The 25389-nt window shown below is 63.6% G+C and carries 18 protein-coding genes and 1 pseudogene; 11 read left to right on the forward strand and 8 right to left on the reverse strand.

Going from position 1 to position 25389, the window contains the following annotated elements; genetic code table 11:
* Positions 1-16: 16 nt before the first annotated feature.
* Positions 17-385: pseudogene (locus ACFW0B_RS25975) on the reverse strand (helix-turn-helix domain-containing protein); the annotation flags it as partial.
* A gap of 424 nt (positions 386-809) precedes the next feature.
* Entirely contained in the window at positions 810-2186 is a 1377-nt protein-coding gene (locus ACFW0B_RS07715) for an L-serine ammonia-lyase (RefSeq protein WP_449147345.1), read from the reverse strand.
* A gap of 507 nt (positions 2187-2693) precedes the next feature.
* Between ACFW0B_RS07715 and ACFW0B_RS07720 the strand changes: the two genes are divergently transcribed.
* Both ACFW0B_RS07720 and ACFW0B_RS07725 read left to right on the forward strand, forming a co-directional pair.
* Positions 2694-3596, forward strand: coding sequence for an alpha/beta fold hydrolase (locus ACFW0B_RS07720; protein WP_449147346.1), 903 nt, complete (start codon positions 2694-2696; stop codon positions 3594-3596).
* 1 nt (position 3597) lies between these two features.
* Positions 3598-4017: an acyl-CoA thioesterase gene (locus ACFW0B_RS07725; protein WP_449147347.1), complete on the forward strand. Its 420-nt coding sequence runs from the start codon at positions 3598-3600 to the stop codon at positions 4015-4017.
* A gap of 101 nt (positions 4018-4118) precedes the next feature.
* Here ACFW0B_RS07725 and ACFW0B_RS07730 read toward each other — a convergent pair whose 3' ends face one another.
* Entirely contained in the window at positions 4119-4421 is a 303-nt protein-coding gene (locus tag ACFW0B_RS07730) for a hypothetical protein (RefSeq protein WP_449147348.1), read from the reverse strand.
* A gap of 193 nt (positions 4422-4614) precedes the next feature.
* Here ACFW0B_RS07730 and ACFW0B_RS07735 point away from each other — a divergent pair, with 193 nt between their 5' ends.
* Complete coding sequence (locus ACFW0B_RS07735; RefSeq protein WP_449147349.1) at positions 4615-5655, forward strand: threonine aldolase family protein; 1041 nt, start codon at positions 4615-4617, stop codon at positions 5653-5655.
* 876 nt (positions 5656-6531) lie between these two features.
* The gene (gene fusA, locus ACFW0B_RS07740; RefSeq protein WP_449147350.1) at positions 6532-8577 is read left to right on the forward strand and encodes an elongation factor G; all 2046 of its coding nucleotides are present in this window, start codon (positions 6532-6534) and stop codon (positions 8575-8577) included.
* A gap of 138 nt (positions 8578-8715) precedes the next feature.
* Here fusA and gstA read toward each other — a convergent pair whose 3' ends face one another.
* Positions 8716-9321 (reverse strand): glutathione transferase GstA, encoded by a 606-nt coding sequence (gene gstA / locus ACFW0B_RS07745; protein WP_449147351.1) that lies wholly within the window; start codon positions 9319-9321, stop codon positions 8716-8718.
* 293 nt (positions 9322-9614) lie between these two features.
* A complete protein-coding gene (gbcB, locus tag ACFW0B_RS07750; RefSeq protein WP_449147352.1) occupies positions 9615-10718 on the reverse strand; it encodes a glycine-betaine demethylase subunit GbcB in 1104 nt (367 codons plus the stop codon).
* A 362-nt stretch (positions 10719-11080) separates the two neighbouring features.
* Here gbcB and gbcA point away from each other — a divergent pair, with 362 nt between their 5' ends.
* The 5 genes from gbcA (at position 11081) to ACFW0B_RS07775 (ending at position 17703) form a co-directional block, all read left to right on the forward strand.
* On the forward strand, positions 11081-12370 hold the full coding sequence (gene gbcA / locus ACFW0B_RS07755) for a glycine-betaine demethylase subunit GbcA (protein ID WP_449147353.1): 1290 nt from the start codon (positions 11081-11083) through the stop codon (positions 12368-12370).
* Positions 12371-12863: 493 nt separating this feature from the next.
* Positions 12864-13184: a fimbrial protein gene (locus ACFW0B_RS07760; protein WP_449147354.1), complete on the forward strand. Its 321-nt coding sequence runs from the start codon at positions 12864-12866 to the stop codon at positions 13182-13184.
* 445 nt (positions 13185-13629) lie between these two features.
* Positions 13630-14205: a fimbrial protein gene (locus tag ACFW0B_RS07765; RefSeq protein WP_449147355.1), complete on the forward strand. Its 576-nt coding sequence runs from the start codon at positions 13630-13632 to the stop codon at positions 14203-14205.
* A 74-nt stretch (positions 14206-14279) separates the two neighbouring features.
* Positions 14280-15011, forward strand: coding sequence for a fimbrial biogenesis chaperone (locus ACFW0B_RS07770; RefSeq protein ID WP_449147356.1), 732 nt, complete (start codon positions 14280-14282; stop codon positions 15009-15011).
* 118 nt (positions 15012-15129) lie between these two features.
* On the forward strand, positions 15130-17703 hold the full coding sequence (locus ACFW0B_RS07775) for a fimbria/pilus outer membrane usher protein (RefSeq protein WP_449147357.1): 2574 nt from the start codon (positions 15130-15132) through the stop codon (positions 17701-17703).
* Between the two features lie 12 nt (positions 17704-17715).
* Here the strand turns inward: ACFW0B_RS07775 and ACFW0B_RS07780 are convergent, their stop codons facing one another.
* A complete protein-coding gene (locus tag ACFW0B_RS07780) occupies positions 17716-18351 on the reverse strand; it encodes a response regulator (protein ID WP_449147358.1) in 636 nt (211 codons plus the stop codon).
* Positions 18352-18518: 167 nt separating this feature from the next.
* On the opposite strand from ACFW0B_RS07780, the gene ACFW0B_RS07785 reads away from it, so the two are divergent.
* The gene (locus tag ACFW0B_RS07785) at positions 18519-19715 is read left to right on the forward strand and encodes an EAL domain-containing response regulator (protein ID WP_449147359.1); all 1197 of its coding nucleotides are present in this window, start codon (positions 18519-18521) and stop codon (positions 19713-19715) included.
* Positions 19716-20120: 405 nt separating this feature from the next.
* Here the strand turns inward: ACFW0B_RS07785 and ACFW0B_RS07790 are convergent, their stop codons facing one another.
* Positions 20121-23735, reverse strand: coding sequence for a transporter substrate-binding domain-containing protein (locus ACFW0B_RS07790; RefSeq protein WP_449147360.1), 3615 nt, complete (start codon positions 23733-23735; stop codon positions 20121-20123).
* 508 nt (positions 23736-24243) lie between these two features.
* On the opposite strand from ACFW0B_RS07790, the gene ACFW0B_RS07795 reads away from it, so the two are divergent.
* The gene (locus tag ACFW0B_RS07795; protein ID WP_449147361.1) at positions 24244-24876 is read left to right on the forward strand and encodes a response regulator; all 633 of its coding nucleotides are present in this window, start codon (positions 24244-24246) and stop codon (positions 24874-24876) included.
* Between the two features lie 28 nt (positions 24877-24904).
* Here ACFW0B_RS07795 and ACFW0B_RS07800 read toward each other — a convergent pair whose 3' ends face one another.
* Positions 24905-25384, reverse strand: a complete 480-nt coding sequence (locus ACFW0B_RS07800; RefSeq protein ID WP_449147362.1) for a thioesterase family protein — start codon at positions 25382-25384, stop codon at positions 24905-24907.
* Positions 25385-25389: the final 5 nt, after the last annotated feature.

The following is a 25389-nucleotide window of genomic DNA, read 5'->3' on the forward strand; positions in this document are numbered from 1 at the left end:
GCCAGCGGATTCAGTGCATCGCGGCGCGGCAGAGCTGCGGTTTGTCCAGCCGTTCGTTGCTGGGCGGAATGCCGAAATGCTCGCGGTAGCACTTGGAGAAATTCTGCGGCGAGAGGAAGCCGCAACCGAAGGCCACCTGCACCACCGGCAGCGCGGTCTGGCGCAGGAGCTGGCGAGCGCGCAGCAGGCGCAGCTTCAGGTAATAGCGTGACGGCGAGCAGTGCAGGTATTTCTGGAACAGCCTTTCCAGCTGGCGGCGCGACAGCTCGATGAAGCTGGCCATGTCATCCAGTTCGATGGGTTCTTCCAGATTGGCCTCCATCAGGGCGATCACTTCCTGCAACTTGGGCTGGGCGCTGGCCAGCGCTTCGCGCAAGCTCATCCGGCTGGCCCAGGCGGGGACGCTTTCGCTGCACGGAAGCAGACCCGCCTCGACCAGCAGGGCGCGAGCGGACTCCAGCGCGCCCAGCTTCACCCCGCGCTCAGCCAGGTCGCGAAGTTGCGGGAGCAAGCCGGCGTGGGCGAGCGGAGCGCTGTCGCCGCCGCAAAGAATCAATGAGTCCAATCCGCCGGCCTCGGCAAGGCTGCCTTCGGCCGTCAGCTGCATACCGTTACCAGCGCGTACCGGGTTGCCGTCGCACGTCAGGATGCACCAGCGATAACGGCCCGCTCCGGGCTGCTGGTTGGCCAGGCGCAAGGGCTCCAGGGCTGCGGCGAGGGCGATCAGGCTGAATGCGTCGAGCAGCAGGAAACCGACGGATTCGAGGCGCTGCTGCGGTTGGCAGTGGGCTTGGCAGGCAGTCATGGCATCAGCACTCCACCGCACTCACGGCCAAACCGCCGCGCGAGGTTTCCTTGTATTTGTCGTGCATGTCGGCGCCGGTGTCGCGCATGGTGCGGATTACCCGGTCCAGCGAGATGAAGTGCTCGCCATCGCCGCGCAGCGCCATCTGCGCCGCGTTGATCGCCTTCACCGCGGCAATCGCGTTGCGCTCGATGCACGGCACCTGCACCAGCCCGCCCACCGGGTCGCAGGTCAGCCCGAGGTTGTGTTCCAGGCCGATCTCGGCGGCGTTCTCCAGCTGCGCCGGGGTCGCCCCCAGCACTTCCGCCAGGCCGGCGGCGGCCATGGCGCAGGCCGAGCCCACTTCGCCCTGGCAGCCCACTTCGGCGCCGGAGATCGAGGCGTTCTTCTTGCACAGGATGCCCACGGCGGCGGCGCCGAGGAAGAAGTGCACCACGTCGTCGTCGCTCGCCTCGGGGTTGAAGCGCATGTAGTAGTGCAGCACCGCCGGGATGATCCCCGCCGCACCGTTGGTGGGCGCGGTGACCATGCGCCCGCCGGCGGCGTTTTCCTCGTTCACCGCCAGGGCGTAGAGGTTCACCCATTCCATGGCGCTCATGGTCGAGCCGATCACGTTGGGCTTGCCCAGTTCCTGCAGGCTGCGGTGCAGTTTGGCCGCCCGGCGGCGCACGTTGAGCCCGCCGGGCAGGATGCCCTCCTCGTCCAGGCCGTTGCGCACGCAGTCCTGCATGGCGTCCCAGAGTTTCAGCAGGCCGGCGCGGATTTCTGCCTCGCTGCGCCAGGCCTTCTCATTCGCCAGCATCAGCTCGGAGACGCGCAGCTGGTGGCGCTGGCAGAGTTCCAGCAGCTCTTCGGCGGTGGAGAAGTCGTAGGGCAGTTCGGTGGCGTCCTGGTCCAGCTGGCCGGACTTCGCCTGGGCTTCGTCGACGACGAAACCGCCGCCGATGGAGTAGTAGGTGTCGCGGTGCACTTCCCCCGAGTCGCCGAAGGCGCTCAGGGTCATGGCGTTGGGGTGATAGGGCAGGTTTTCCTCCAGCAGCAACAGGTCGCGCTGCCAGTCGAAGGGCACCGGGTGGCTGCCGTCCAGCAGCAGTTCGCCGGTGGTCTTCAGCGCCTCGATGCGCGGCGCGATCTGCTTCGGGTCGACCTGGTCCGGCCATTCGCCCATCAGCCCCACCAGGGTGGCGCGGTCGGTGCCGTGGCCGACGCCGGTGGCCGACAGCGAGCCGTACAGGCGCACTTCGACCCGCGTCACCTGCGCCAGCAGGCCACGCTCGCGCAGCGCCGAGGCGAACAGTGCCGCCGCCCGCATCGGTCCCACGGTGTGCGAGCTGGAAGGGCCGATACCGATCTTGAACAGGTCGAACACGCTGATAGCCATGCCGGTTCCTCGACTGCGTCTACAGGACTGCCTGGGGACGCTGCGCGTCCCTTCGCGAATGAATTCGCTCCTACAGGATTCTCCCGATCCGGCTTCAGCGAAATCTGTCCGTATCCGACCCGAAAATGTACCGGCCCACCGCCCTCGCCCACAGAAACCGGGGATCAGGCTGTGGATAAACTGTAGATCCTCCGCCCGGGCCCAGGCGCTGCGCCGTTTGCCGAAGAACGGTCACTTCTTGAGCTATTTCAGGCGCTTGCGAAACAACTGCCCCCAGAAGCTGTGCAATGGACTGTGGATAAGGTGTGGGTGCCGATCCCGAATGGCGGTGGTGCGGGCTTTGCGGGGAACCGATCAAAAAACAATCAAATTAAACACATGATTAAATTTTGTAACCCACGGCACCAGCGGATTTCGGCGCTGGTATAAATGGCAGCGTTCAATTCTTGATCAGCTTGGAACCCGCCGAGCAGATCCAGTCACACCCCGATCCAGACCGAGACCACCATGACACGACCCGATGCCCAGCCTCGGCGGTTGCGGCTGCCTGACGGCCGCAGCCTCGCCTATCAGCTCTACGGCGCCCACGAAGGTCGCCCGCTCTACTACTTCCATGGCTTCCCCGGCAGCCGCCTGCAAGCGGCGCTGCACCATGAACAGGCGCTGGCGGCCAATGTCTGCCTGGTGGCGCCCGAGCGGCCGGGTTTCGGCCGGTCCGATTACCAGCCCGGGCGCAGCATCCTCGACTGGACCGAGGATGTGGCCTTCATGGCCGACACCCTCGGCCACCGCCGTTTCGGCGTGCTCGGCGTGTCCTGCGGCGGCCCCTACGCACTGGCCTGCGCCCACCAACTTGGTGAGCGCCTGGACTATGTCGGGCTATTAGCCGGCATGGGGCCGATGGACATTCCCGAATTGCGCACCACGCAACTGCCGGCGCTCAAGGCGATGTTCGGCCTCGCGCGCATTCACCCCCGCCTGGCCAGCCCGCTGCTGGCACTGGACCGGCTGATGTTCCTGCGCAATCCGGCGCGCGCCTTGAAAGCCCTAGCCGGCCTGCTGGCCGAACCGGACCGCCAGTTGCTGGCAGCCGATCCGCTGGCGGCGGAAGCCTTCGCCACCTTCCTGGCCGAGGCCTACCGCCAGGGCATTCGCGGCGCCTGCACGGAAGCCGCGCTGATCGCCTCGCCCCGGCCCTTCGCCCTGGAGGAAATCAAGATGCCGGTGCACCTGTACCAGAGCGGCCTCGACCGCCACGTGCCGGCGGCCATGGGCCGCTATCTGCAGGCGCGATTGCCCCGCTCGAGCCTGCGCCTTTATCCACAGGAGGGGCACCTTTCCATCGTGATCAACCAGTTCCCGCAGGTACTCGCGGACTTCACACAATCCACAGAGCACGAGGCAGCCTGACATGAGCGACACCCTGACCTACCGCGGCGCCGTCTATCCCTGGCACTGCGACCACATGGGCCACATGAACGTGATGTGGTACGTCGGCAAGTTCGACGAAGCCACCTGGCAACTCTTCACCCTCCTGGGCCTGGCGCCCTCGCGGCTGCGCGAAGAGAACGCAGGCATGGCGGCGGTGGAACAGCAGATCGAATACCGCCGCGAGCTGCACGCCGGCGATGTACTGTCCTTCCATTCGCAGGTGCTGGAGGTGAAGGACAAGTCCATTCGCTTCCGTCACGAAATGCGCAACGACGAAACCGGCGAGATCGCCGCCGTCACCACCCTGGTGGGCGTCCACCTGGATACCCTGGCGCGCAAGGCCCGCAGCTTTCCGGTGGAAATCCGCCAACGGGCGGCCGCCTGGCAACCTGCCATCTGACCGCTATCCCCACAATGGGTGGACCGTCCTGTGGATAACCTGTGGGGTCGGCCACGCAGCCCATGAAATACCTGAGCTGCAGCCGTTCGATCAAGAAATGTTCAGCCGTTCAGCTGGCTCAGGCAGGATTGGGAAACCTTGATCAGGCGCTGGTTGGTCTGGTCCGGCAACGGGGTTTTCTGGGTCTTCAGCGCTTCCAGCTCGGCACCGCTGAATTCGCTGCTGACGCGATCGGCGGCGCAACTGCAGTAACGCTGTAACTTGTCGACCGGGATATTGGCCTGGGCGCTGGTCTTGCACTCCTGGATGAAATGCTCGCGCTCGCCGGTGGGCCACTCGCCGGCCACGGCCGGCAGGCCGGTCAGCACGAAAGCGAATACGGCGATCAGGGTCGTGTAACGCATGACGATTCCTCCTTTCGGACGGGGCGTGCTCCTGAGTTCTGAGGCGGCGTCTGCGCAATGAGTTCCCCTTGGCCGACCACGCGCCGCTGACAAAAAAGGATGTCGCCATGAGCGAATCCTGAATCGGCGACCTGGCGTACAGTTAGCCCCCATGCGCCTGTGCCTGCAGGCGAACGGACAAAAGGACCAGGACATGACCGACCAGACCCAGCAATTCGCCAGCGACAACTATTCCGGTATCTGCCCGGAAGCCTGGGCCGCAATGGCCGAGGCCAATCGCGGCCATGAGCGCGCCTATGGCGAAGACCAGTGGACGGCGCGCGCCGCCGACCACTTCCGCCAACTGTTCGAAACCGATTGCGAAGTCTTCTTCGCCTTCAACGGCACCGCAGCCAACTCCCTGGCCCTGGCCTCGCTGTGCCAGAGCTACCACAGCGTGATCTGCTCAGAGACCGCCCACGTCGAGACCGATGAATGCGGCGCGCCGGAGTTCTTCTCCAACGGCTCCAAGCTGCTGCTGGCCCGAACCGAGGGCGGCAAGCTGACCCCCGACGCGATCCGCGAAATCGCCCTCAAGCGCCAGGACATCCACTATCCCAAGCCCCGCGTGGTCACCCTGACCCAGGCCACCGAAGTCGGCACCGTCTATCGTCCCGAGGAAGTCCGCGCCATCAGCCAGGTGTGCAAGGAACTGGGCCTGAACCTGCACATGGACGGCGCGCGCTTCGCCAACGCCTGCGCCTTCCTCGGCTGCTCCCCGGCCGAGCTGACCTGGAAGGCCGGGGTGGACGTGCTCTGCTTCGGCGGCACCAAGAACGGCATGGCGGTCGGCGAGGCCATCCTCTTCTTCAACCGCGACCTCGCCGAAGACTTCGACTATCGCTGCAAGCAGGCCGGCCAGCTGGCCTCGAAGATGCGCTTCCTCGCCGCCCCCTGGGTCGGCCTGCTGCAGGATGACGCCTGGCTGCACTACGGCAACCACGCCAACGCCTGTGCACAACTGCTGGCGGAACTGGTGGCCGATGTGCCCGGCGTCAGCCTGATGTTCCCGGTGGAAGCCAACGGCGTGTTCCTGCAGATGTCCGAGCCGGCACTGGAATACCTGCGCGCCAGGGGCTGGCGCTTCTACACCTTCATCGGTGCCGGCGGTGCGCGCTTCATGTGCTCCTGGGATACCGAGATGGACCGCGTGCGCGAACTGGCGGCGGACATTCGCGCGGCGATGAGGGCCTGATTCTCACCTCCCGCCTCCTCCCCCCTGTGGGGGCGAATTCATCCGCCAAGGGCAGCACAGCTGCCCCCACTCCGGCGGGCAGGCCTGCGGCCTGCATAGCGATTGAAATCGCCCCCACAAGTTTCTCCCCCAGGCTTCTCTCCCCCTTCAAATTCCCCACCTTACCCCCATTTCCCGTGGACCAACCTGTGGACAATCTGTAGAGCCACGGCTACAGCCCGCGCCAGCCGTGGCTTTCCTCAAACTGGATATTTCCTGATCCATTTCAATAACTTGCCGATCTTCCACACAAAATCTGTGCAGCGAAAGGTACACAAGCTGTGGAAAACATCCTGAAGCCCTTTCCTCATCTGCAATACAGCACACCGTTCATTTTTCAGCCAATCCGAGCCGACGACTCAATCACCCCAAAACAATGTGGATAACTCTGTGGAAAATCTGTTGATGCTGCTGTATAGCCAAAGTCGCGTCATTCCTGGCTTTCCACGAATTTCATGCACAAGAGAACTCGCTGGCCAAAAACTTGCGCACAAGAACCGTGAAAGTCTCTGTGGAAAAACCGTTGGCAACTCCCTCATAGCCAGTATTCACGGGCTGTACAGGTCACCCTTCAAATATCGATCAGTCACCTTTTCAGGCACGCACAGGGCCTGAATGCTGCTTTCGGCAGTGGAAAACCCGGCCTTTACCCACAAAGCCGGTGGAGCCTTCTGTGGACAAGCTGTACAGACAACTTGCAAGGCCAGGAATGGCGCGGGTTGTCGTGGTCCGCTCATTTTTCGAGCGATATCAATGGGTTGTGGCCAGCCGTGAGCTTCCGGAGCAGCCATCGGGCGCCTGCCTATACTGGAAAAACCCCAGCGCGCGGAGGTACTCATGGCGAACTACTCGGTGGAATCCATTCGAACGGTCGCCCTGGTCGGCCATGGCGACAGCGGCAAGACCAGCCTGACCGAAGCCCTGCTGCACCGCAGCGGCGCCATTCCCAATGCCGGAAGCCTCGAGCGCGGCGACACGGTGTGCGACTTCGACCCGCTGGAGCGCGAGTACCGGCACTCCCTCTCTTCGGCCCTGGCGCACTGCAGCCACGACGGCGCCGAGTTGAACCTGATCGACACCCCCGGCTACCCCGACTTCATCGGCCAATCCATCGCCGCGCTGGCCGCCGTGGAAACCGCACTGGTGGTGGTCAACGCGCAGAACGGCATCGAACTCACCACCCGCCGCATGATGGCCATGGCCGCCGAGCGCGGGCTGTGCCGGATGATCGTGGTGAACAAGATCGATGCCGAGCGCGTCGACCTTCCCGGCCTGCTGGACAGCCTGCGCGAGGCCTTCGGCAAGGAAGTGCTGCCGCTGAACCTGCCGGCGGACAACGCCACCCGCGTGGTGGACTGCTTCTTCGAGCCCGATGGCGAGGCCGACTTTTCCTCGGTGGCCGAAGCCCACCAGGCCCTGGTGGACCAGGTGGTGGAAGTGGACGAAGAACTGATGGCGCGCTACCTGGAACAAGGCGAGATCGCCCCGGCGGAACTACATGAGCCCTTCGAGCGGGCACTGCGCGAAGGGCACCTGATTCCCCTGTGCTTCACCTCCGCACGCACCGGCGCCGGGGTCGCGGAACTGCTGGATGTCCTCGCGCGGCTGGCCCCCAACCCCACCGAGGGCAATCCGCCGTTGTTCCTCAAGGGCGAGGGCGCGGATGCCAGGGCCTTTCGCTCCAGACCGGACCCGCAGGAACATGTGCTGGCCCATGTGTTCAAGGTGGTGATCGACCCCTTCGTGGGCAAACTCGGCATCTTCCGCGTGCACCAGGGCACCCTGATGCGGGACATGCAGCTGTTCGTCGGCGATGGCCGCAAGCCCTTCAAGCTCGGCCACCTGCTGCGCCTGCAGGGCAAGCGCCATGAAGAGGTCACGCGGCTGATCCCCGGCGACTTCGGCGCCCTGACCAAGGTAGACGAGGTGGAGTTCGATTCGGTGCTGCACGACTCCCACGACGAGGACCAGATCCATCTCAAGCCGCTGGAGTTCCCCGCGCCCATGCAAGGCCTGGCCATCGAGGCCAAGCGCCGGGGGGACGAGCAGCGCATCGCCGAAGTGCTGAACCGGCTGCAGGCCGAGGACCCCTGCGTGAAGCTGGATTACCAGGCCTCCACCCAGGAGACGGTGCTGCGCGGCATGGGCGAGCTGCACCTGCGCTACCTGCTGGACCGTATCACCGGCACCTACAAGCTGGAGGTGGAAACCCGCCCGCCCAAGGTGCCGTATCGCGAAGCCATCACCCGTCCCGCCGAAGGCCACAGCCGGCACAAGAAGCAGACCGGCGGCGCCGGGCAGTTCGGCGAAGTCTTCCTGCGCATCGAGCCCCTGCCGCGCGGTGGCGGTTTTGCCTTCACCGACGAAGTGAAGGGCGGCGTGATCCCGTCGCAGTTCATCCCCTCGGTGGAAAAGGGCGTGCGCTCGGTGCTGGCCTGCGGACCGCTGGCGGGATTGCCGGTGACGGACGTCAAGGTCACGGTCTATGACGGCAAGCACCACCCGGTGGACTCCAAGGACATCGCCTTCCAGGCCGCCGGCCGCAAGGCCATGCTCGACGCCCTGCGCGCGGCCGGCGAAGTGGTGCTGGAGCCGGTGGTCACAATCGAAGTGACCGCGCCGGAAGCCAACCTGGGGGACATCACCACCGACCTCATCGGCCGTCGCGGCCAGGTGACCGGCACTGAATCCCTCTCCCAGGGCCTTGCGCTGGTCTACGGCCAGGTACCGCTGGCCGAACTGGATGGCTACGCCGGCCGCCTCAAGGCCATCACCCAGGGCCACGGCGCCTTCAGCATGGTTCTCAGCCACTACAGCCCCGCCCCGCAGGACGTGCAGCAGAAACTGGCCGGGGCCTACAAGGCGGTGCAGGAGGAGGATTGAGGGCTGCCGGACCCTCTCGGATATCTTTCTCTGTGCTCTGCCTGTGTGGGGGCGAATTCATCGCCCCGGAAATACCCGCAGGGCAGGCCTACGGCCTGCTTAGCGATTGAAATCGCCCCCACAAAAACAGGCACGGAATCAGGCCAACCCCTCTGCCTTCAACGCCTCCTGCACGGCCGGGCGGGAGGCGACGCGGCCCTGGAATTCCTGGAGTTCCGGGCAGTCGGAAATATCCATCTTCATGAACCCCGTCCAGTTGGTCACGGTGAACAGGTAGGCATCCGCCGCAGTGAAGTCGTCGCCGGTGAGGTACTGGCGGCCGCGCAACTGTTCCGAGATCCATTGCAGACGACGGTGGGCCATGCCGCTGAAGATCGCCTTGGCCTTGTCATCCAGGGCCGGGTTGAACAGCGCCCCCAAGCTCTTGTGCACTTCGCTGCTGATGAACGCCTGCCATTCCATGACGCGGTAGCGCATCAGCGAACCCGCGGCCGGCATCAGGTCTGTGCGGCTGGCCTCGTCGCACAGGTACTGGCAAATCACCGGCCCTTCGCTGAGGGACTGCCCGTTGTCCAGCTCCAGCAGGGGCACGTAGCCCTTGGGGTTGCTGCGGTAGTAGTCGTCGCCGTGCGCGGTGGTATGGGCGCCCAGGTCGACCTTTTCCAGGTCGAAGGGCTTGCCGATCTCGCGCAGGACGATATGCACGGCAAGTGAGCAGGCACCGGGGGTATAGAAGAGTTTCATCGCATGGGCTCCTCTGGCAGTCCACAGATAGCCGATGCAGGCAGTGCACCGGCAGGAAGTGATCGGGACAAGCATAGTGGGGGTTGCCCCCATGAACAGTGGACCAGCCTGTGGAAAAGCTGTTCGCTCCCGATGCGCGCCCACGGCCTGCGGGCCTTGTCGAGGATTGGCGATTTTTTCAACGATTTCAGCGAGTTGCGCACAGCATCTGTGCACCGCTGCATCCACAAGCTGTGGATAGATGGCGCCAGCCCGCGGCGGGCGCGGGCTGGCGGGAGATGCTCAGAAAACCATCAGTAATCGATGGACACGTCGCCCTTGGGAACGCTGCAGCAGGAGAGGATGTAGCCTTCGGCGACGTCTTCGTCGGTGATGCCGCCGTTGTGCTCCATCTCCACTTCGCCGGCGGTCTTCATCACCTTGCAGGTGCCGCAGATGCCCATGCCGCAGGCCTTGGGAATGTGCAGGCCGACCTTGGCGGCGGCCGAGTGCACGGTCTCGCCGGGAGCCACGCGGATGCTCTTGCCGGTTCCGGTGAACTCCACCAGGTTCATGGCGCCCGCCGGTACTTCGGCAGCGGCTTCGGCAGCCTCGGCGGCGTGCTCCTTCACTTCTTCGCGAATCTCCGGCGGGGTCGGGCCGAAGGCTTCTTCGTGATAGCGCTTCATGTCGAAGCCGGCAGCCTCCAGCAGGCGCCGGATCGCCGCCATGTAGGGCGTCGGGCCACAGCAGAAGATCTCGCGCTCCATGAAGTCGCTGGCGATCAGGTCGAGCATCGCGCGGTTCAGGTAGCCGCGATAGCCGGACCAGGTCTCGCCGATCTCGTACTTCTCGCAGATCAGGTGCAGCTTGAAGTTCTCGATACGCGAAGCCATGTGGCGCAGTTCGCGGTGGTAGATGATGTCCTTCGGCGTCCGTGCGCTGTGCACGAAGACCATGTCCACCGCGCCGTTGGTGTCGAAGAACCAGCGGGCCATGGACATCACCGGGGTGATGCCGACACCGCCGGAGAGGAACAGCACCTTGTCCGCCGGGAAGTCGATGGCGTTGAACAGGCCCACCGGACCGTGCACCGGGATCACGTCACCTTCCTTCAGATTGTCGTGCAGCCAGTTGGAGACCTTGCCGCCAGGCACGCGCTTGATGGTCAGGGAGAAGCTGTAGGGCACCGACGGCGAGCTGGAGATGGTGTAGGAACGCATGATCGGCTGGCCGTCGATCTCCAGTTCCAGGGTCACGAACTGCCCCGGCTTGAAGAAGAACACCATCGGCTGGTCGGCCATGAAACAGAAGGTGCGCACATCCCAGGTTTCCTGGATCGCCTTGACGCAGCGAACCATGTGCCGGCCGTTGGTCCAGGTCTGGGTCGTGATGGGATTGAGGAAGTTATTGGTCATGACGCTGCTCCGCCCATGGCCGGAAATCGGCCTATTGCGACGGATTGTGAATAACGCAAAAACGGCCCATTTACCTGTCTGCGACATTCACATGCTCATCGCGACCTGCCAGCAACCATCGGGCCTCGCGCGTCGGAAACGGATGCCCCCATGTCGCCCATGGACAAGGTCGTACCTCCCAGCGCCAGCACACTCATTTCCAGCCGAACCAAAAGGCTTTTGAGCGAACCACCCTCGCACCCGCAGCAGGGCAGCCATTCGGCAGGCGAAAAACGAGGGCAGGTCACGCCGCCTTGCGTGACAACCAAAACAGCCACTATTTGCGGCGGTCGCCAGCGCGACCTGCCATTGAGGAGTTACCGATGGACGTCACTTCCACCCTGAGCCTGGGCGATCCGCTTCAACCCGCACGCAAGGCCACGGCCGAAATGCTCCGCGAACGCGACCACAGCTTCTCCCTGCCGCAGCCGTTCTACAACGACGAGCGCCTGTTCCAGATCGACATGCAGGAGATCTTCCACAAGGAATGGCTGATCGCCGGCATGACCTGCGAGATCCCCGCCAAGGGCAGTTACCTGACCCTGCAGGTGGGAGACAACCCGATCATCGTCCTCCGTGGCAGCGAGGGTCAGATCCACGCCTTTCACAACGTCTGCCGCCACCGTGGCTCGCGCCTGTGCGTCAGCGACAAGGGCAAAGTCGCCAAACTGGTCTGCCCATACCACCAGTGGACCTACGAACTCGACGGCCGCCTGCTGTTCGCCGGCACCGAAATGGGCGCCGACTTCGACATGAAGGAATACGGCCTCAAGCCCGTGCACGTGAAGAGCGCCGGCGGCTACATCTTCATCAACCTGTCGGAAAACCCGCCAGCCATCGACGACTTCCTCTCCACCCTGGCCCATTACATGGAGCCGTACGACATGGAGAACACCAAGGTGGCCGTGCAGACCACCATCAGGGAAGCGGCCAACTGGAAACTGGTGATCGAGAACAACCGCGAGTGCTACCACTGCAGCGGTTCGCACCCGGAACTGCTCAATACCCTGCTGGAATGGGACGACGTCACCGACCCGCGCGCCAGCCAGGCGTTCAAGGATCAGGTCGCCGCCTGCACCAAGGCCTGGGAAGAAGAGAAGATCCCCTACGCCCACGCCAGCTTCGGCCTGCGCAACCGTATCGTCCGCATGCCGCTGCTCGAAGGCACCGTATCCATGACCATGGACGGCAAGCAGGGCTGCAAGAAACTCATGGGCCGCATCCAGAACCCGGACCTGGGCTCCATGCGCATCCTCCACCTGCCGCACTCCTGGAACCACTGCATGGGCGACCACATGATCGTCTTCACCGTGTGGCCCATCAGCGCCCAGGAAACCGTGGTCACCACCAAGTGGCTGGTCCACAAGGATGCCGTGGAAGGCGTGGACTACGACGTGGACCGCCTGCGCGAAGTCTGGGACGCCACCAACGACCAGGACCGTCGCCTGGCCGAAGAGAACCAGCGCGGCATCAACTCCACCGCCTACCAGCCGGGCCCTTACTCCAAGACCTACGAGTTCGGCGTGATCAACTTCCTCGACTGGTACAGCGAACGCATGCTCAACAACCTGGGCGACACCCCGGCCACCAAGCTGCGCCAGGTCAACGAGTAACACCGCCAAAGAGCCCGGCGAGGCGGCTATCGCAGTCTCGCCGGGCGGAGGAACCGCCATGTCCGCATGCCTCGGCTTCGCCATCCTCCTGACGTTCTATGGACTGGCTTCGAGCCTGCTCAAGGCCTGGTCCGACCGCTCACACTGAGGTCCCTCGCGGACCACCCTCACCCTCGTCGGGATGTCGGCCCCGACGGGGGATTTTTTTGCCTTGCCGCCGCCCAAGACCAAGGGCGGAACAAGAAAGGTTCCTCAGGCCCGCTCAGGAAAATCCTCCAGCATCGTCTTTTTCCACGAGAAGATTTGCGTAGGAGTTTTCCTATGCTTCCGAGAATGAGGCCAGCCGCACATATTGCATCGGATTGTTCCGAAAAGTGCGCAGCCGCTTCTGGTACAACCTCAATTCCTACAGAAAATTCGGAATGCTTGGCACATAGCAAGTAAGAGCTATCTGATTTTTACTGATTTCACGCCTACTCAGGAGTGTCCAATCATGATCAGAAATCTCATAGCTACCGCACTTGTGCTGAGCATCTTCTCGACAATGTCCCTCGCCAACGAAGCGAAGACGGCTCACGGCGTGATTCAGTTTGTAGGAAGTATCTCCAGAGGACCGTGCGAACTTTCTACCACCGACTGGTACCAGCATGCCGGCCGCCTCGAGGGCATCAGTCCGAGCCATGCCGGCCCCGTCCAGGTTTCGGGCAACGACTGCGCCGGCATCGCCGATACGTCCTCCATCCATGCCTATGAAGTCACAGCAGCCTCCAGCACCACACCTCAGGGAAAAGTGGTCGTCGTCACCTTCAACTGAAACGGGAACCGGGCGCCCTATCTGAAAGCGCTCGAATCGCAAACACGGATCGTCCTTGACGATCCGTGAACACATCCGGCGATGGGCTCTTCCGCAAAAGCGGCTGGATTCGATTGCCCCGATGCGACCGAGAGAGCGACTCCAGCGCTCTGGCGCCGCTCGCGCCGACCGTTCCAGCCAGGTATCGCGACGGCGCGCCTGGCTGAGCGCGGCGTCACCTCTGCCTCCTCCCTTGATAAAGGGCCTCTCGGAAGCAATTTCTGGACGACCCGAACACCCTCGATTCCTGGTACGGAGGCAGCGCCCGGAATCCGGCTACCGGCCTGTTCGGCCATTCCTTACAAAAGTGTGAACTACGTCTGATATTCCAAAAAATCATGAATCGCTATCGTAGCCGGGCATTTCGATGCAACACATTTCGTGATCAATTTATTTGGAGTAACACATGAAAAAGCTCTCCCTGGCGTTCCTCGCGATGTCCGTCATCGCCGCTAGCGGTTCCGCCTTCGCTGACCCCACCCCAGCTGGTAAAGGCCAGATCAACTTCACCGGCTACATCAACAACGATGCCTGCTCGGTAGAGGGTGCCGCTGGTAAGGACAAGGCCATCATGGTCGATATGGGCAACATGTCCATCAAGGACCTCGGCACCGATACCGCCCCGACCGCCGGCCGAGTCGCAGCCAGCGACATCAACCTGAACCTCAACTGCAACCAGGGCACCAAGGTTTCCATGAAGTTCGAAGCCGCAAAAGGCGGTTCCGGCGTGGTCGAGGGCAAGAAGGTGCTGGCCCTGAACCCGGGCGTCAATTCCGCCAAGGGCATCGGCATTGCCATCATGGACAGCAATGGCCAGGTCATCGACCTGAACACGCCCGAAACCGCCAAGATCACGAGCGCACTGAACGGTGGGGACGCCACCCTGACCTTCGCCGCCGCCTACGTCACCACTGGCGACCCGAAAACCGCCACTCCCGGTGACGGTAACGCAACCCTGCCGTTCACCCTCGAGTACGAATAAGCAGGAACGGCATCCTTGAAGCCTGGCGGGGCCATCCGGCCTCGCCACTTCCCTGGTACCTGATGGTAATCCCTATGCTCCGTCGCACGATCTCCACTTGCCTGGGCGCCTTCTGCCTGGTGCTGGCTTCCCACGCCTCCGCGGGAATCTCTCTCAACGCCACCCGTATCGTTTTCAAGAGCCCCAACAAAGAGGCCACCATCACAGTTCGCAACACTGGAAAGGACGTGCTTGTTCAGTCCTGGATCGACAGCGACAAGGATTTGGACGCGCCACCACCTTTTGCCGTGACGCCTCCGCTGGCGCGCGTACCGGCGAACGAACAACAGCTGCTGCGTATTCTCTACGAAGGCAGCGGCATGCCCACCGACCGGGAGTCGGTGCTATGGCTCAACGTCCAGGAAATTCCCCAGACCAGCGAAGGCCAGAACGTCCTGCAGCTGGCCGTACGCCAGCGAATCAAGATGTTCTTCCGTCCGGAGGGGCTGACGGCCGAGGCCCACCTCGCACCGGAAGAACTGCAATGGCAGCTCGCGCGCCATGGCGGCAAGACGGAACTGAAGCTGCGAAACCCGAGCAAGTTCCACGTCTCCATGGGCGACGTGAAGCTGGGCACGACGGTGGTCATCGACTCCACCATGATCGCCCCCGGCGAAGAGCGGACATTCAGTGTCCCGGACCTGCCGTCTGCGAAAACCGTTGATCTGACCTTCTCCTGCATCAACGACTACGGAGCCCAGGTGCCCTACTCCGTAACCCTTTCCGTCGGGAGTCCCGCTGGAGCCACAGCAAAGCGGTCCAGCTGAGCTCCGTAACGAGTTCTACCCTCAACCTCCGGCTCACCTCCGGCGGGTGCTGAACGCTCCCGCATGGCACCCTCATTCCTGAGGGGAGGTGAGCCGGGCAGCTCGCAGGCAGTGAGAAATGAGCAATTGGCCCAGCCACATCGAGGGACTGTGCACTCGGTTGCCCGCGGACAACCGAGGGGCGCGTCCTCTGGTTCACCGCAGCAAACTCGCGCTAGCCATTTCCCTGGCTCTCCCTTCGATGGCTCTGCATGCCAAGTCCCCCGAACCGTTGCCGGCGGACGCCCTCCAGGTCGCCTCGTTCAACACGACCTTCCTCAAAGGTGCGCCGTCCGCCGTTGACCTGCAGTCGCTGCTGCAGGCGAATAGCGTCGTGCCTGGCAACTACCGGGTGGACCTTTACAGCAACGAGGTTCTGGTCGGGCGCAAGGACATCGACTTTATTCGCAATCAGCAGACGGGCAACGTCGAACCCTGCCTGAATATCGAGCTGCTCCATCTGCTGGGCATCGACCTGGCAAAGCTGGTGGAACAGGGCGTGCTCGATCCCGACGGGGCCGACACCTGTTACGACCTGCCGACCCTGATCGACCAGGCCACGCTGCGCTACGACTCGACCCGCCTGCGCCTGTACGCCAGCATTCCGCAGATCGCGATGCTCAAGGGCCGACGCGGCTACGTTGACCCGGCACTGTGGGACAACGGTGTCTCGGCCGCCTTCATCAACTACCAGTTCAACACCAACCGGAACCGGGACGACTACGGCCGACGGACATTCAACAACCTGGGCCTGCGCAACGGGATCAACCTGGGTGCCTGGCGCCTGCGCAACGAGTCGAACTACCGGACGGGCACAGGCCAGCCAAGCAGCTTCACCAGCAACCGCACTTATCTGGAGCGCGACGTCACCAGCCTCAAGGGGCGGCTCACCCTGGGCGAGATCTACTCCGATGCCCACCTGTTCGACAGCGTGCGCTACCGCGGCATCAAGCTGGCCACCGACGAGGCGATGAGGGCGGATAGCGAGCGCGGCTACGCGCCGGTCATCCGCGGCGTTGCGGAAACCAACGCCACCGTGGAGATTCGCCAGAACGACTACATCCTCTACTCCACCACCGTGGCGCCGGGGCCGTTCGAGATCAACGACATCTACCCCACCGGTTCCAACGGCGACCTGGAGATCACCATCATCGAGGCCGACGGGCGTCGGCGCGTAAGCCTGCAGGCTTTTTCGAGCCTGCCGACCATGGTCCGCGAAGGCCAGCTGAACTACAGCCTTTCTGCAGGCGAGTTCAACAGCAACGGCGACGACCTCAAAAAACCGGCATTCGTGAGTGCGACCGCTGCCTATGGCCTCAGCAGCAACCTGACGGCCATTGCTGGCACCCAGGCCACCCAGGACTTCAATGCCGTATCGCTCGGTGCCGGGCGAAATACCCCGATCGGTGCCGTTTCGGTCGACGTTACCCACTCGAACAGCCGGATTCGCGGGCTCTCCGCCCGAGGCAACAGCCTGCGTGCGCTGTACTCGAAAACCTTCACCGGCACCGATACCAGCTTCACCCTGGCAGCCTATCGCTACTCCACCGAGGGCTACCGGACACTCTCCGACCATGTTCAAGAACTCTCCCTGGGCGTGCCGAGCACCAGCGGCCGCTCGAAGATCCGTACCGACCTGACCGTCAACCAGACGCTTGGCCAACGCAAGTACGGCAGCCTCTACATCAGTGCCAGTGACGAGCGTTACTGGGATCGGGGCGGTTCGCGCAGCCTTTCCGCCGGCTACTCCAATGGCTGGCGCGACGTCAGCTACAACTTCAGCGTGAGCCAGACCCGCAACATCGGTACCACCGGCCCGTCGAATGACGACACCCAGATAAACCTGTCCGTGTCCTTCCCGCTGGGCTCGCGGCCACGGGCGCCACGCGCATACCTCTCGAATAGCCACAATGACAACGGCGACAACACGCAGCTCGGCGTACACGGCTATCTGACCGAAGACGGTGATACCTCCTACTCGGTGCAAGGCAGCCGGAGCAGCAATGGGGGCAACTCGGCTTCGGTCAACCTGAACAGCCGCACTTCGCTGGCGGAAGTCGGCCTTGGCTACAGCAAGGGGCGCGGCTACACGTCGGAGAACCTCACCCTGTCCGGCTCCGTCGTCGCCCACGCTGGCGGCATCAACCTTGGCCAACCGCTGGGTGAAACCTTCGCACTGGTGGAAGTGCCAGAAATCTCGGGCGTCGGCGTCAGCAACTTCAGCGGAGTCAGCACCGGATACAACGGCTACGCCGTGGTACCAAACGCCCAGCCCTACCGGACCAACTGGATCACCCTGGACACACGCAATCTCGGCGGCGATATCGAGATCGACAATGCCACGCAGCAGATCGTGCCGCGCCGTGGCGCGGTGGTATTGGCCAGATTCCAGGGTTCGAAAGGGTATCGGGTCCAGTTCGAGCTGTTCGACAGCCAGGGCCAACCCATCCCATTCGGTGCTTCGCTGGAAGATGCCAACGGCAAGCAACTCGCCATCTCCGACCCAAGCGGCAGGGCTCTGGCCCTGGTCGAAGAGGAACAGGCCACGCTGACCATCAAGTGGAGCGGCAAGCAATGTTCCGCCGCCTACGCGCTACCGCCGCAGGATAAATCCAGCAACTACCAACGCTATCGCCTCAACTGCCAGGGCTGACCGGACGAACAGTCAGCCTTCCCGGCGTTCGGTAAGGTCATTGCGCCGGGCGAACTCGATCAGCTCCAGCAATGACCCGAGGTTGAGCTTCTGCTGGATGCGCGTCTTGTAGGTGCTGATGGTCTTGTTGCTGAGCAACATGCGCTCGCCAATCTCTTTGTTCGACAGTCCGGTAGCCAGGTGCTGCAAGACCATCAGCTCCTGGTTGGAGAGCCGCTCCACCAGTTCGCTTTCGCTCAATGCCGGCGCCGGATTGCCATTGGTGGTGGCGGGAAATACGCTGAATCCCGCGTTGATGGCATTGATGGCCGTCAGCAGGTTCTGCAAGTCATCTTCCTTGCTGACAAAGCCCTTCGCACCTGCCTGGAAACAGCGCTGGGAATAGCTTTCCGCCGGCAGCGAGGTCAGCACCAATACCTGACTGTCGAGACCCAGGGTACGGATTCGCGAGATGACGTTGAGACCATCGAGGCGCGGAATGCCGATATCCAGGATGACGATATCCGGCTCATGCTGACGAATCAGCTGCAGGGCATCGACGCCATTGTCTGCCTCACCGACGACCTCCATCCCGCTGCGCTCCAGCAACATGCGGACGGCCATGCGAATCACCGGATGATCGTCGACGATCAGGGCACTGCTACTCATTGCAACCTCGATATCAAAAAGGAGCGGACGTCCGTGACGCTGTGTCCGTAAATCACCCGTTCAGGTCATCGGTGAATTTTCCTACAACCCAACAGGAAACACCGCCTAGCTGTGAGCACTTCGTCGACAGTAAGTTGGCCGGTATCCCACCCACTGTCGAGCCCCGTATGAAGAACTTACGCATTCTGGTTCTGGAAGACGAGCCGTTCCAGCGCCTGATCGCGGTCACTGCCCTGCGCCAGCTGGGACTCGAACGCATCCATGAAGCGGCTGACGGTGCCGAAGCTCTGGCCCGGCTGGAAGCCTGTGGCGGCGTGGACATAGCGCTGTGCGACATGCGCATGTCCGGCATGGACGGCGCGGCCTTCCTGCGTCATGCGAGTGAGGCGGGGGTGGTCCGCTCGGTCATCCTCAGCAGCGAGGTGGACGCTGAAGTGCGCCAGGCCATCAGTGCCATGACCCGTTGCCTCGGCCTGCAATTTCTCGGCGACCTGGGCAAACCCTTCGACCTGGACCGCGCCGCGGCGATGATCGCGCGCCACAACGACGAATCCGCCAAGGCGGCTGCAGCTCGACAGGGGCCGGACTCACCCCCGCTGGACGATATTCTCCGGGGTCTGGATCGGGGCGAGTTCGAAGCCTGGTTCCAGCCCAAGTTCCACCTGGGCAATGAGACGTTGCAAGGCGCCGAGGTCCTGGCGCGCTGGCGTCATCTGCAGCGCGGCGTACTGGCGCCGTCGCAGTTCCTGCCGACCATGGAAGCCCACGACCTGATCGACCGCCTGTTCTGGCAGCTCTTCGCCCAGGGGCTCGCGCTGCAGCAGGACCTTGCCCGCAGCGGACGACGCGTGAACCTGGCATTCAACCTCCAGCCCCGGCAGCTGAGCGATCAGCGCCTTGTCGAGCGTATCGGCACGGTCCTGGCGGACGCCGGGCTTCCCGGGGAAGGCCTGACCTTCGAGCTCACCGAAACAGGCATGCTGGAAGCCCCCGCGGCGAGCCTGGAAAGCCTGGTGAGGTTGCGCCTTCTGGGTTGCGGACTGGCCATGGACGATTTCGGAGCCGGCTACTCGTCGCTGGACCGCCTCTGCGAATTGCCGTTCAGCCAACTCAAGCTGGACGCCAGCTTCGTTCGCAAACTGCCGAGCCAGCCACGCAGCGGCGCCGTGATCAGCAGCGCCGTCGCCCTGGCCGAATCGGTGGGCATGACGCTGGTGGTGGAAGGCGTGGAAACCCCCGAGCAACGCGACCGGTTGCTGGCTCTTGGCTGCCAGGTGGCCCAGGGTTACCTCTTCGCCCGCCCGCAGGACCGCGACGCTTTCCTCGCCCTGCTGGCCCGCAAGGGCACGTGCGGGCGTGATTGATGGCTACGTCTGCGTTAGCGGTTGCAGTGTTGAAGGGAACGCTCTAGCCCGTAATGCTGTTCACATAAGAACGCCGCTTATCCCTCACCGGGTAAGCGGCGTTCCTGGTTTCTGCGGCGGGGAAACGCTGTAGGAGCCAGCTTGCTGGCGAATGGGCGGTATCCCGGAAAGCTTCGCGAGCAAGCTCGCTCCTACAACAGCAGCTACACCCCGTTGGCGGTGTCTGACTGAACAGCATTACGATCTAGCCCGAGGTTTTCAGGTATCCGTGCCCGCCTGACGCCCCCCTCTTCCGAACGCGGCCCGCCCCCGCTCTGCGCCCCGACCTGATCGCTGCGCGCTCAAGCGTTCATCGGCAATCAGCTTGGCTCAGCAGTCCTGGCAACACTTGATACAGACATAGCCTCACTGATCGTCGGCGGTCATCCGCGCCATCAGTGCCTGTTCCAGTTCCAGCAACGCCAGGCGTAGTGCGCCTGCACTAGCGCGCAGGTGGGACGGTTCCGGCGCCGGCGTCCTGCACGCCTGTTCGAGGTCCACGCAGGCAGCTATCAAGGGTTCGGCCCGGATGACCCTCGCCGCGCCCTTGAGCCGGTGGGCAAGCTCGGACAGGCCATGTGCATCGCCCTGCTCTGCGAGTTCGACCAGGGGTCGCATATCCCGGCGATTGGTCTCCAGCAGTTCATTCAGCAGGTTGTGGATCAGGCCGGGATCGCCCCCCGTCAACGGCGCCAGCGGCGCGAGATCGAACAACCCTGGCTCTTCTGCAACGTGCGGCTCCGGTGTGCTCGCGACGACTTCGGGCGCAGGTTCCCCGCTCTTGGCGGCACGCAGTTTTTCCTCCAGCAGATCGAGCCCGATGGGCTTGATCAGACAATCGTCCATTCCCGCCTGGATGCTGCGTTCGACTTCCTCCGGCTGGGCGTCGGCGGTCAGGCCGAGAATCAGCGTCGGAGCCCCCTCTGTATCGCGCTCGTCTTCACGAATGGCGCGCGCGAGGTCGGCGCCGCTCATGCGCGGCATATGGCAATCGGTGGCGACCACATCGAAGTGCCCGGCGCGCCAGAACGCCAGGGCATCCGTGCCGCTCTCCGCCTCGACCACCTTGTGGCCGAGGAAACCGAGCTGCTGGGCGAGGATCTGCCGGTTCACCGGATGATCGTCCACCACCAGCACCCGCAGCCTGCGTCGCGCAAGCGGCACCGCCGCCGCGCTGGCGACAGGCTCTTCCACCGGGTCGAGGCGATGCAGCCGCAGCTCCACCTCCACCCGCGTACCCCGGTCCGGCACACTGCTGAGCGACAGCCGGCCACCCATCATTTCGCAGAGGGAACGGCAGATGACCAGCCCCAGCCCCGTCCCTTCCGTCTGGTGATAACCCCGCTCGACCTGGGCGAAGGGGCGGAACAAGCGGCGCTGGTCCTCCTCGGCAATACCGATGCCAGTGTCCTCGACGCAGAGGCTCACCCGTAGCAGTCCGGGTTCCAACGCTTCCCCCTCGATCTGCAGGCGAACGCTGCCCTCGCGGGTGAACTTGATGGCGTTGCTGACCAGGTTCGAGAGGATCTGCTTGAAGCGCATGCTGTCCACCAGCACGTCACCCTGGATGCTGGAGTCGATATCCAGCACCAGGCTCAGCCCCTTCTGCCGCGCCAGGCCGTCGAACACCCTCGCAACCGACTCCACCAGCTCCCGCAGGTTGGCCCTGTGAGGCGCCAGGCTGAGCCGACCCGACTCGATCCGGGCGATATCGAGGATGTCGCCGATCAGCACCAGCAGGCTGCGCGCCGATCCGTAGGCAACTTCGATGCTGGAACGGTCGATGGGCTGGTCCCCGGCGCGCTTGAGCGCCAGTTCGAGGATGCCGATCACCGCGTTCATCGGTGTACGGATTTCGTGACTCATGGTCGCGAGGAAAGTGGTCTTCGCGCGGCTCGCTTCATCGGCGAGGTTCTTCGCGGCCTCCAGCTCCTGCACCAGCTGGCGGTGCCCGGTGACGTCGAGCCAGCCGCAGATAACACCCTTCACGGCGCCGGTGGAATCCTGGAAGGGATGGACCCAATGGTCGATCCACAGGGTCCGCCCGCCTATCTGCACGGTGCGTAACCCTTGCAGCATCTGCCCCTCAGTCATGGCCTGGTGATAGAGCTGCTGGAACTCCGGCGCCGACTCGAAGACCTCCGGTGGCAGCGCCGCAACCGTCCGCCCACGCACCTTATCCAACGGCAGGCCGATGGCAGACAGGTAACTGCGATTGCAGGACAGCAGGCGGCCCTCGGTGTCTCTGACGTAGAGCGGCGGCGGCATGCTGTCGATCAGCGTCTCGATGAAACGCAGTTCGTCGTTCAACTGGCGTTCCGTGGCCCGGCGACGGCGCACCTCGCGGCGCTGGTGGAAGACCCAGGCCAGCACCAGCAGCAACAGCAACCCGGCACCGATGACGATGCGCTGGATCAGGGTGCCGTAGTCACGCCAGGTCTGCGGGCTCATCCCGGGACTGCCCCGCCAGCGGTTGGAGATGGCGTTGAGCTCGTCCGGCCCGAGGCTGGCCAGGGTCTTTTCGAGGATGGCGTGGAGTTCGGTATCGGCGCGGCGAACGGCGAAGTTGGCGGTGACCGGCTCGAGCCCGACCATCCCCCTGATCGCCAGACGCCCCTCGAACAGTCGCGAGATGTAGTAGTGCGCCGTGGTGATGGGCACCAGCGCGCTGTCGGCGCGACCGGCCGCAACCAGGTGCATCGCGTCCAGGTAGGAGGCGGCATCAGCCACTTCCAGCGCCGGGTAGATCGTCCTGATCTCATCGTAGGCCACGTTTCCCTTGCCCAACGCCAGGCGCTGCCCCGCCCCGTTCCCCGCAAGCGCCACGGCGGCGCCGTCCTGGTCGGCGCGGGCCACCAGCGCGAAAGGCACCCTGGAGATCGGGCGGGTAAAGCGCAGCTGGGCCTCCCGCTGCTTGCTCTCAGTGAGGATGGCGAGATCCGCCTCACCATCCAGGACGCTGTCGATCTGCCGGTCGATGCCTCCGGCCCGGCTGACCGCCTCGAAGCGCAGGCCGGTCCGCAGGGACGCCGTTTCCAGCAGGTCGGCAACGATGCCGCGGAACTGCCCGTCATCATCGAAGAACGCCAGCGGTGCCTTGTCGTCGTCGATGACCAGGCGTACCAGCGGATGGCGATCCACCCAACGCAGTTCCTCGGCCGACAACGGCAGCTGCTCGCTGACCGGCGTCATGCCACTGCCCACCCAGCGCCGCGCGACTTCTTCCAGTTGCGAGTGGCCGATGGCGCGCAAGGTGGCATCGATCCCTCGCCGCAGGCGCTGATCGCCCTCGCGCATGACGAAGGCAATGCCGACATCGGGCTGGTCGATGAAGCGGTCGAATTTCACCAGGCCGTAAAAGCTGCGATTGAGCTGGTAATAGATCGGCAACAGGTCACCGGCCAGCAGGTCGGCCTGGCCGAAGGCGACCTTGGCCATGGCGTCGTTCACGGAAGAAGCGACCACCTGCTGCGTGCCGGGATAGCGCTGGCCGAGCGCCTGGTCGTGCCCGGGCACCAGGGCAATGCGCAGCCCGTCGAGGTCCTGCGGCAGGACGCGACGGTCGTCGTAGCGGCGGAACAGGGCGAGGCGGTCGGTGGCGAACGCCTGGCTGCGGATCACCGGGGCGCCCCTGCCATCCTGCCCGTCGCCGACGAAGAGATCGATCTCCCCGGCGGCCAGGGCACGCAGCAACGCGGGGCGGTCGGAATACTGCCGCAGCCGGATCTGCATGCCGAGCCACTGACCGACCAGGGAAGCCGTGTCGGCCGCGATGCCCTCATAGCTGCCATCGCGCTGAATGATCTCCATGGGGGCCGTGCCATCGGCGGCCACGCCCAGCACCAGCTCGCGCTTCTGCCGCAGCCAGTGCCAGTCCTCCTCGCTGATGGCGAGGTCCTGCTGGTCGACCACCAGTTGGCTGGAAAGGGCCAGGCGGTGGACATCCTCGGCAGCAGGGGTGCCCATGCCGATCAAGGTCATCCAGCACACGAGACAGAGACGTCCAACAGATGATTTGAGGAAAGAGGGTATGCGCAACTGGCCGGCCTCCTGGGTGAATTCAACGATCAGAACCTTAGCCGAAGGGGGAGTTTTTTGTGGCGTCTGCCTTGCGGGCGAGAAGTTCACCTACATGATCTGTAGGAAAGTTCCTAAGCGACCGCTCAGAAGGAAAACCAACCATATACTTCCGGCCCTGCGGACCTACTGATTGCTTCGATTCCTACCTATTGACGAAGCATCGGCTTTCAGACTTGTTGAAAGTTGGTACGCAGAATCTGGAGTAGTTCGAAGGAAAATTCGCTCAATTCTGAAGAAGTTTTCAGAGCGAGCCAACTTGACTTCCTTCACCTCCAGACGCGCTGGACAACCTGCCCCGTCGGGCAGGCGCACCCGGCAAACTTCAATCAACCCGAGCTCCCAACAGCATCTTTCAGAAGGCCGCGCGCCGTCCGTATTCATTGGGAAGTCTGACAAGGAGAACCGACGGATGAACAAGGTATTGCTGATCGACAACCAGCCCATGCTCCGCTTTGCCACTCGCGTACTGCTGGAACGCGAGGACTACGAGGTAGTCGGCGAAACGGAAAGCGGCGTCGAAGGCCTCAGCATGGCCCGGTCTCTGCGACCTGATCTGGTCATTCTGGACATCGCCATTCCAAAACTCGACGGCCTCGAAGTCCTGGGACGACTCAGTGCCATGGATGCCAACCTCAAGTTGCTCGTGCTCACCTCGCTGCCGGCCTCGCTCTACGCCAACCGCTGCCTGCAGGCCGGCGCCACAGGCTACCTGTCCAAGCAGGAGCAGGCGTTCAGCCTGATTTCCGCCGTGCGTTCGGTGCTCTCCGGCTACAGCCTGTTCCCCAGCTCCGTGCACTTGCCGGACGCTTCGCAGTCAGGGCAATGCAGCGACAGCCACCTGCTGGACAGCCTCTCCGACCGGGAACTGGCAGTCCTGCAGAATCTGGCCAATGGCAAGAACAACCAGGAAATCGCCAAGCAGCTGTTCATCAGCCACAAGACCGTCAGCACCTACAAGTCCCGCCTGATGGACAAGCTCAAGACCCGCAACCAGGTCGACCTGATCGACTTCGCCCGCCGCTACGTGATGCCCACCGCCTGAGCACCACGCCTTTCCGGGAGCCGCAGCCTCAGCGAGGCGGCGGCAACCCGATCACACACCCTACGTGACGTGGCCGCGGCAGCTCGCAATGGGCTGCCGCAATCGCTTCGACCTTCTCACCTACCGACGTGGCAAAGGCCGCCGAACGCGATGTCTCGGCATCCACGTTCATCAACATCTGCTCGCTGGCCGCCAGCAATTCCTCCCCGCCCGACAGGTACAGCCCATGGTGGATATGCAGGCGCTTGCCGTCGTGGGCGAGCAGTTGGGTGCGCACTTCCACCTCGGCTCCCAGCTTCACTTCCGCCAGGTAGTTGAGGTGGCACTCCAGGGTGAACAGGGTATGGCCGGTTTCGGCGCGACCGCCCTCATCGAGGCCGATCTCGTCCATCAGGGCATCGGTGGCGTAGCTGAAGATCAGCAGGTAGAACGCGTCCCGCAGGTGGCCGTTGTAGTCGACCCAATCGGGGAGGATGGTGGTGCGGTAGGTGGTCAGGGCGGTGGGCATGAAAG

Origin of the sequence: Metapseudomonas phytobenefica, assembly GCF_043392685.1 — a bacterium.
GTDB lineage: Bacteria > Pseudomonadota > Gammaproteobacteria > Pseudomonadales > Pseudomonadaceae > Metapseudomonas.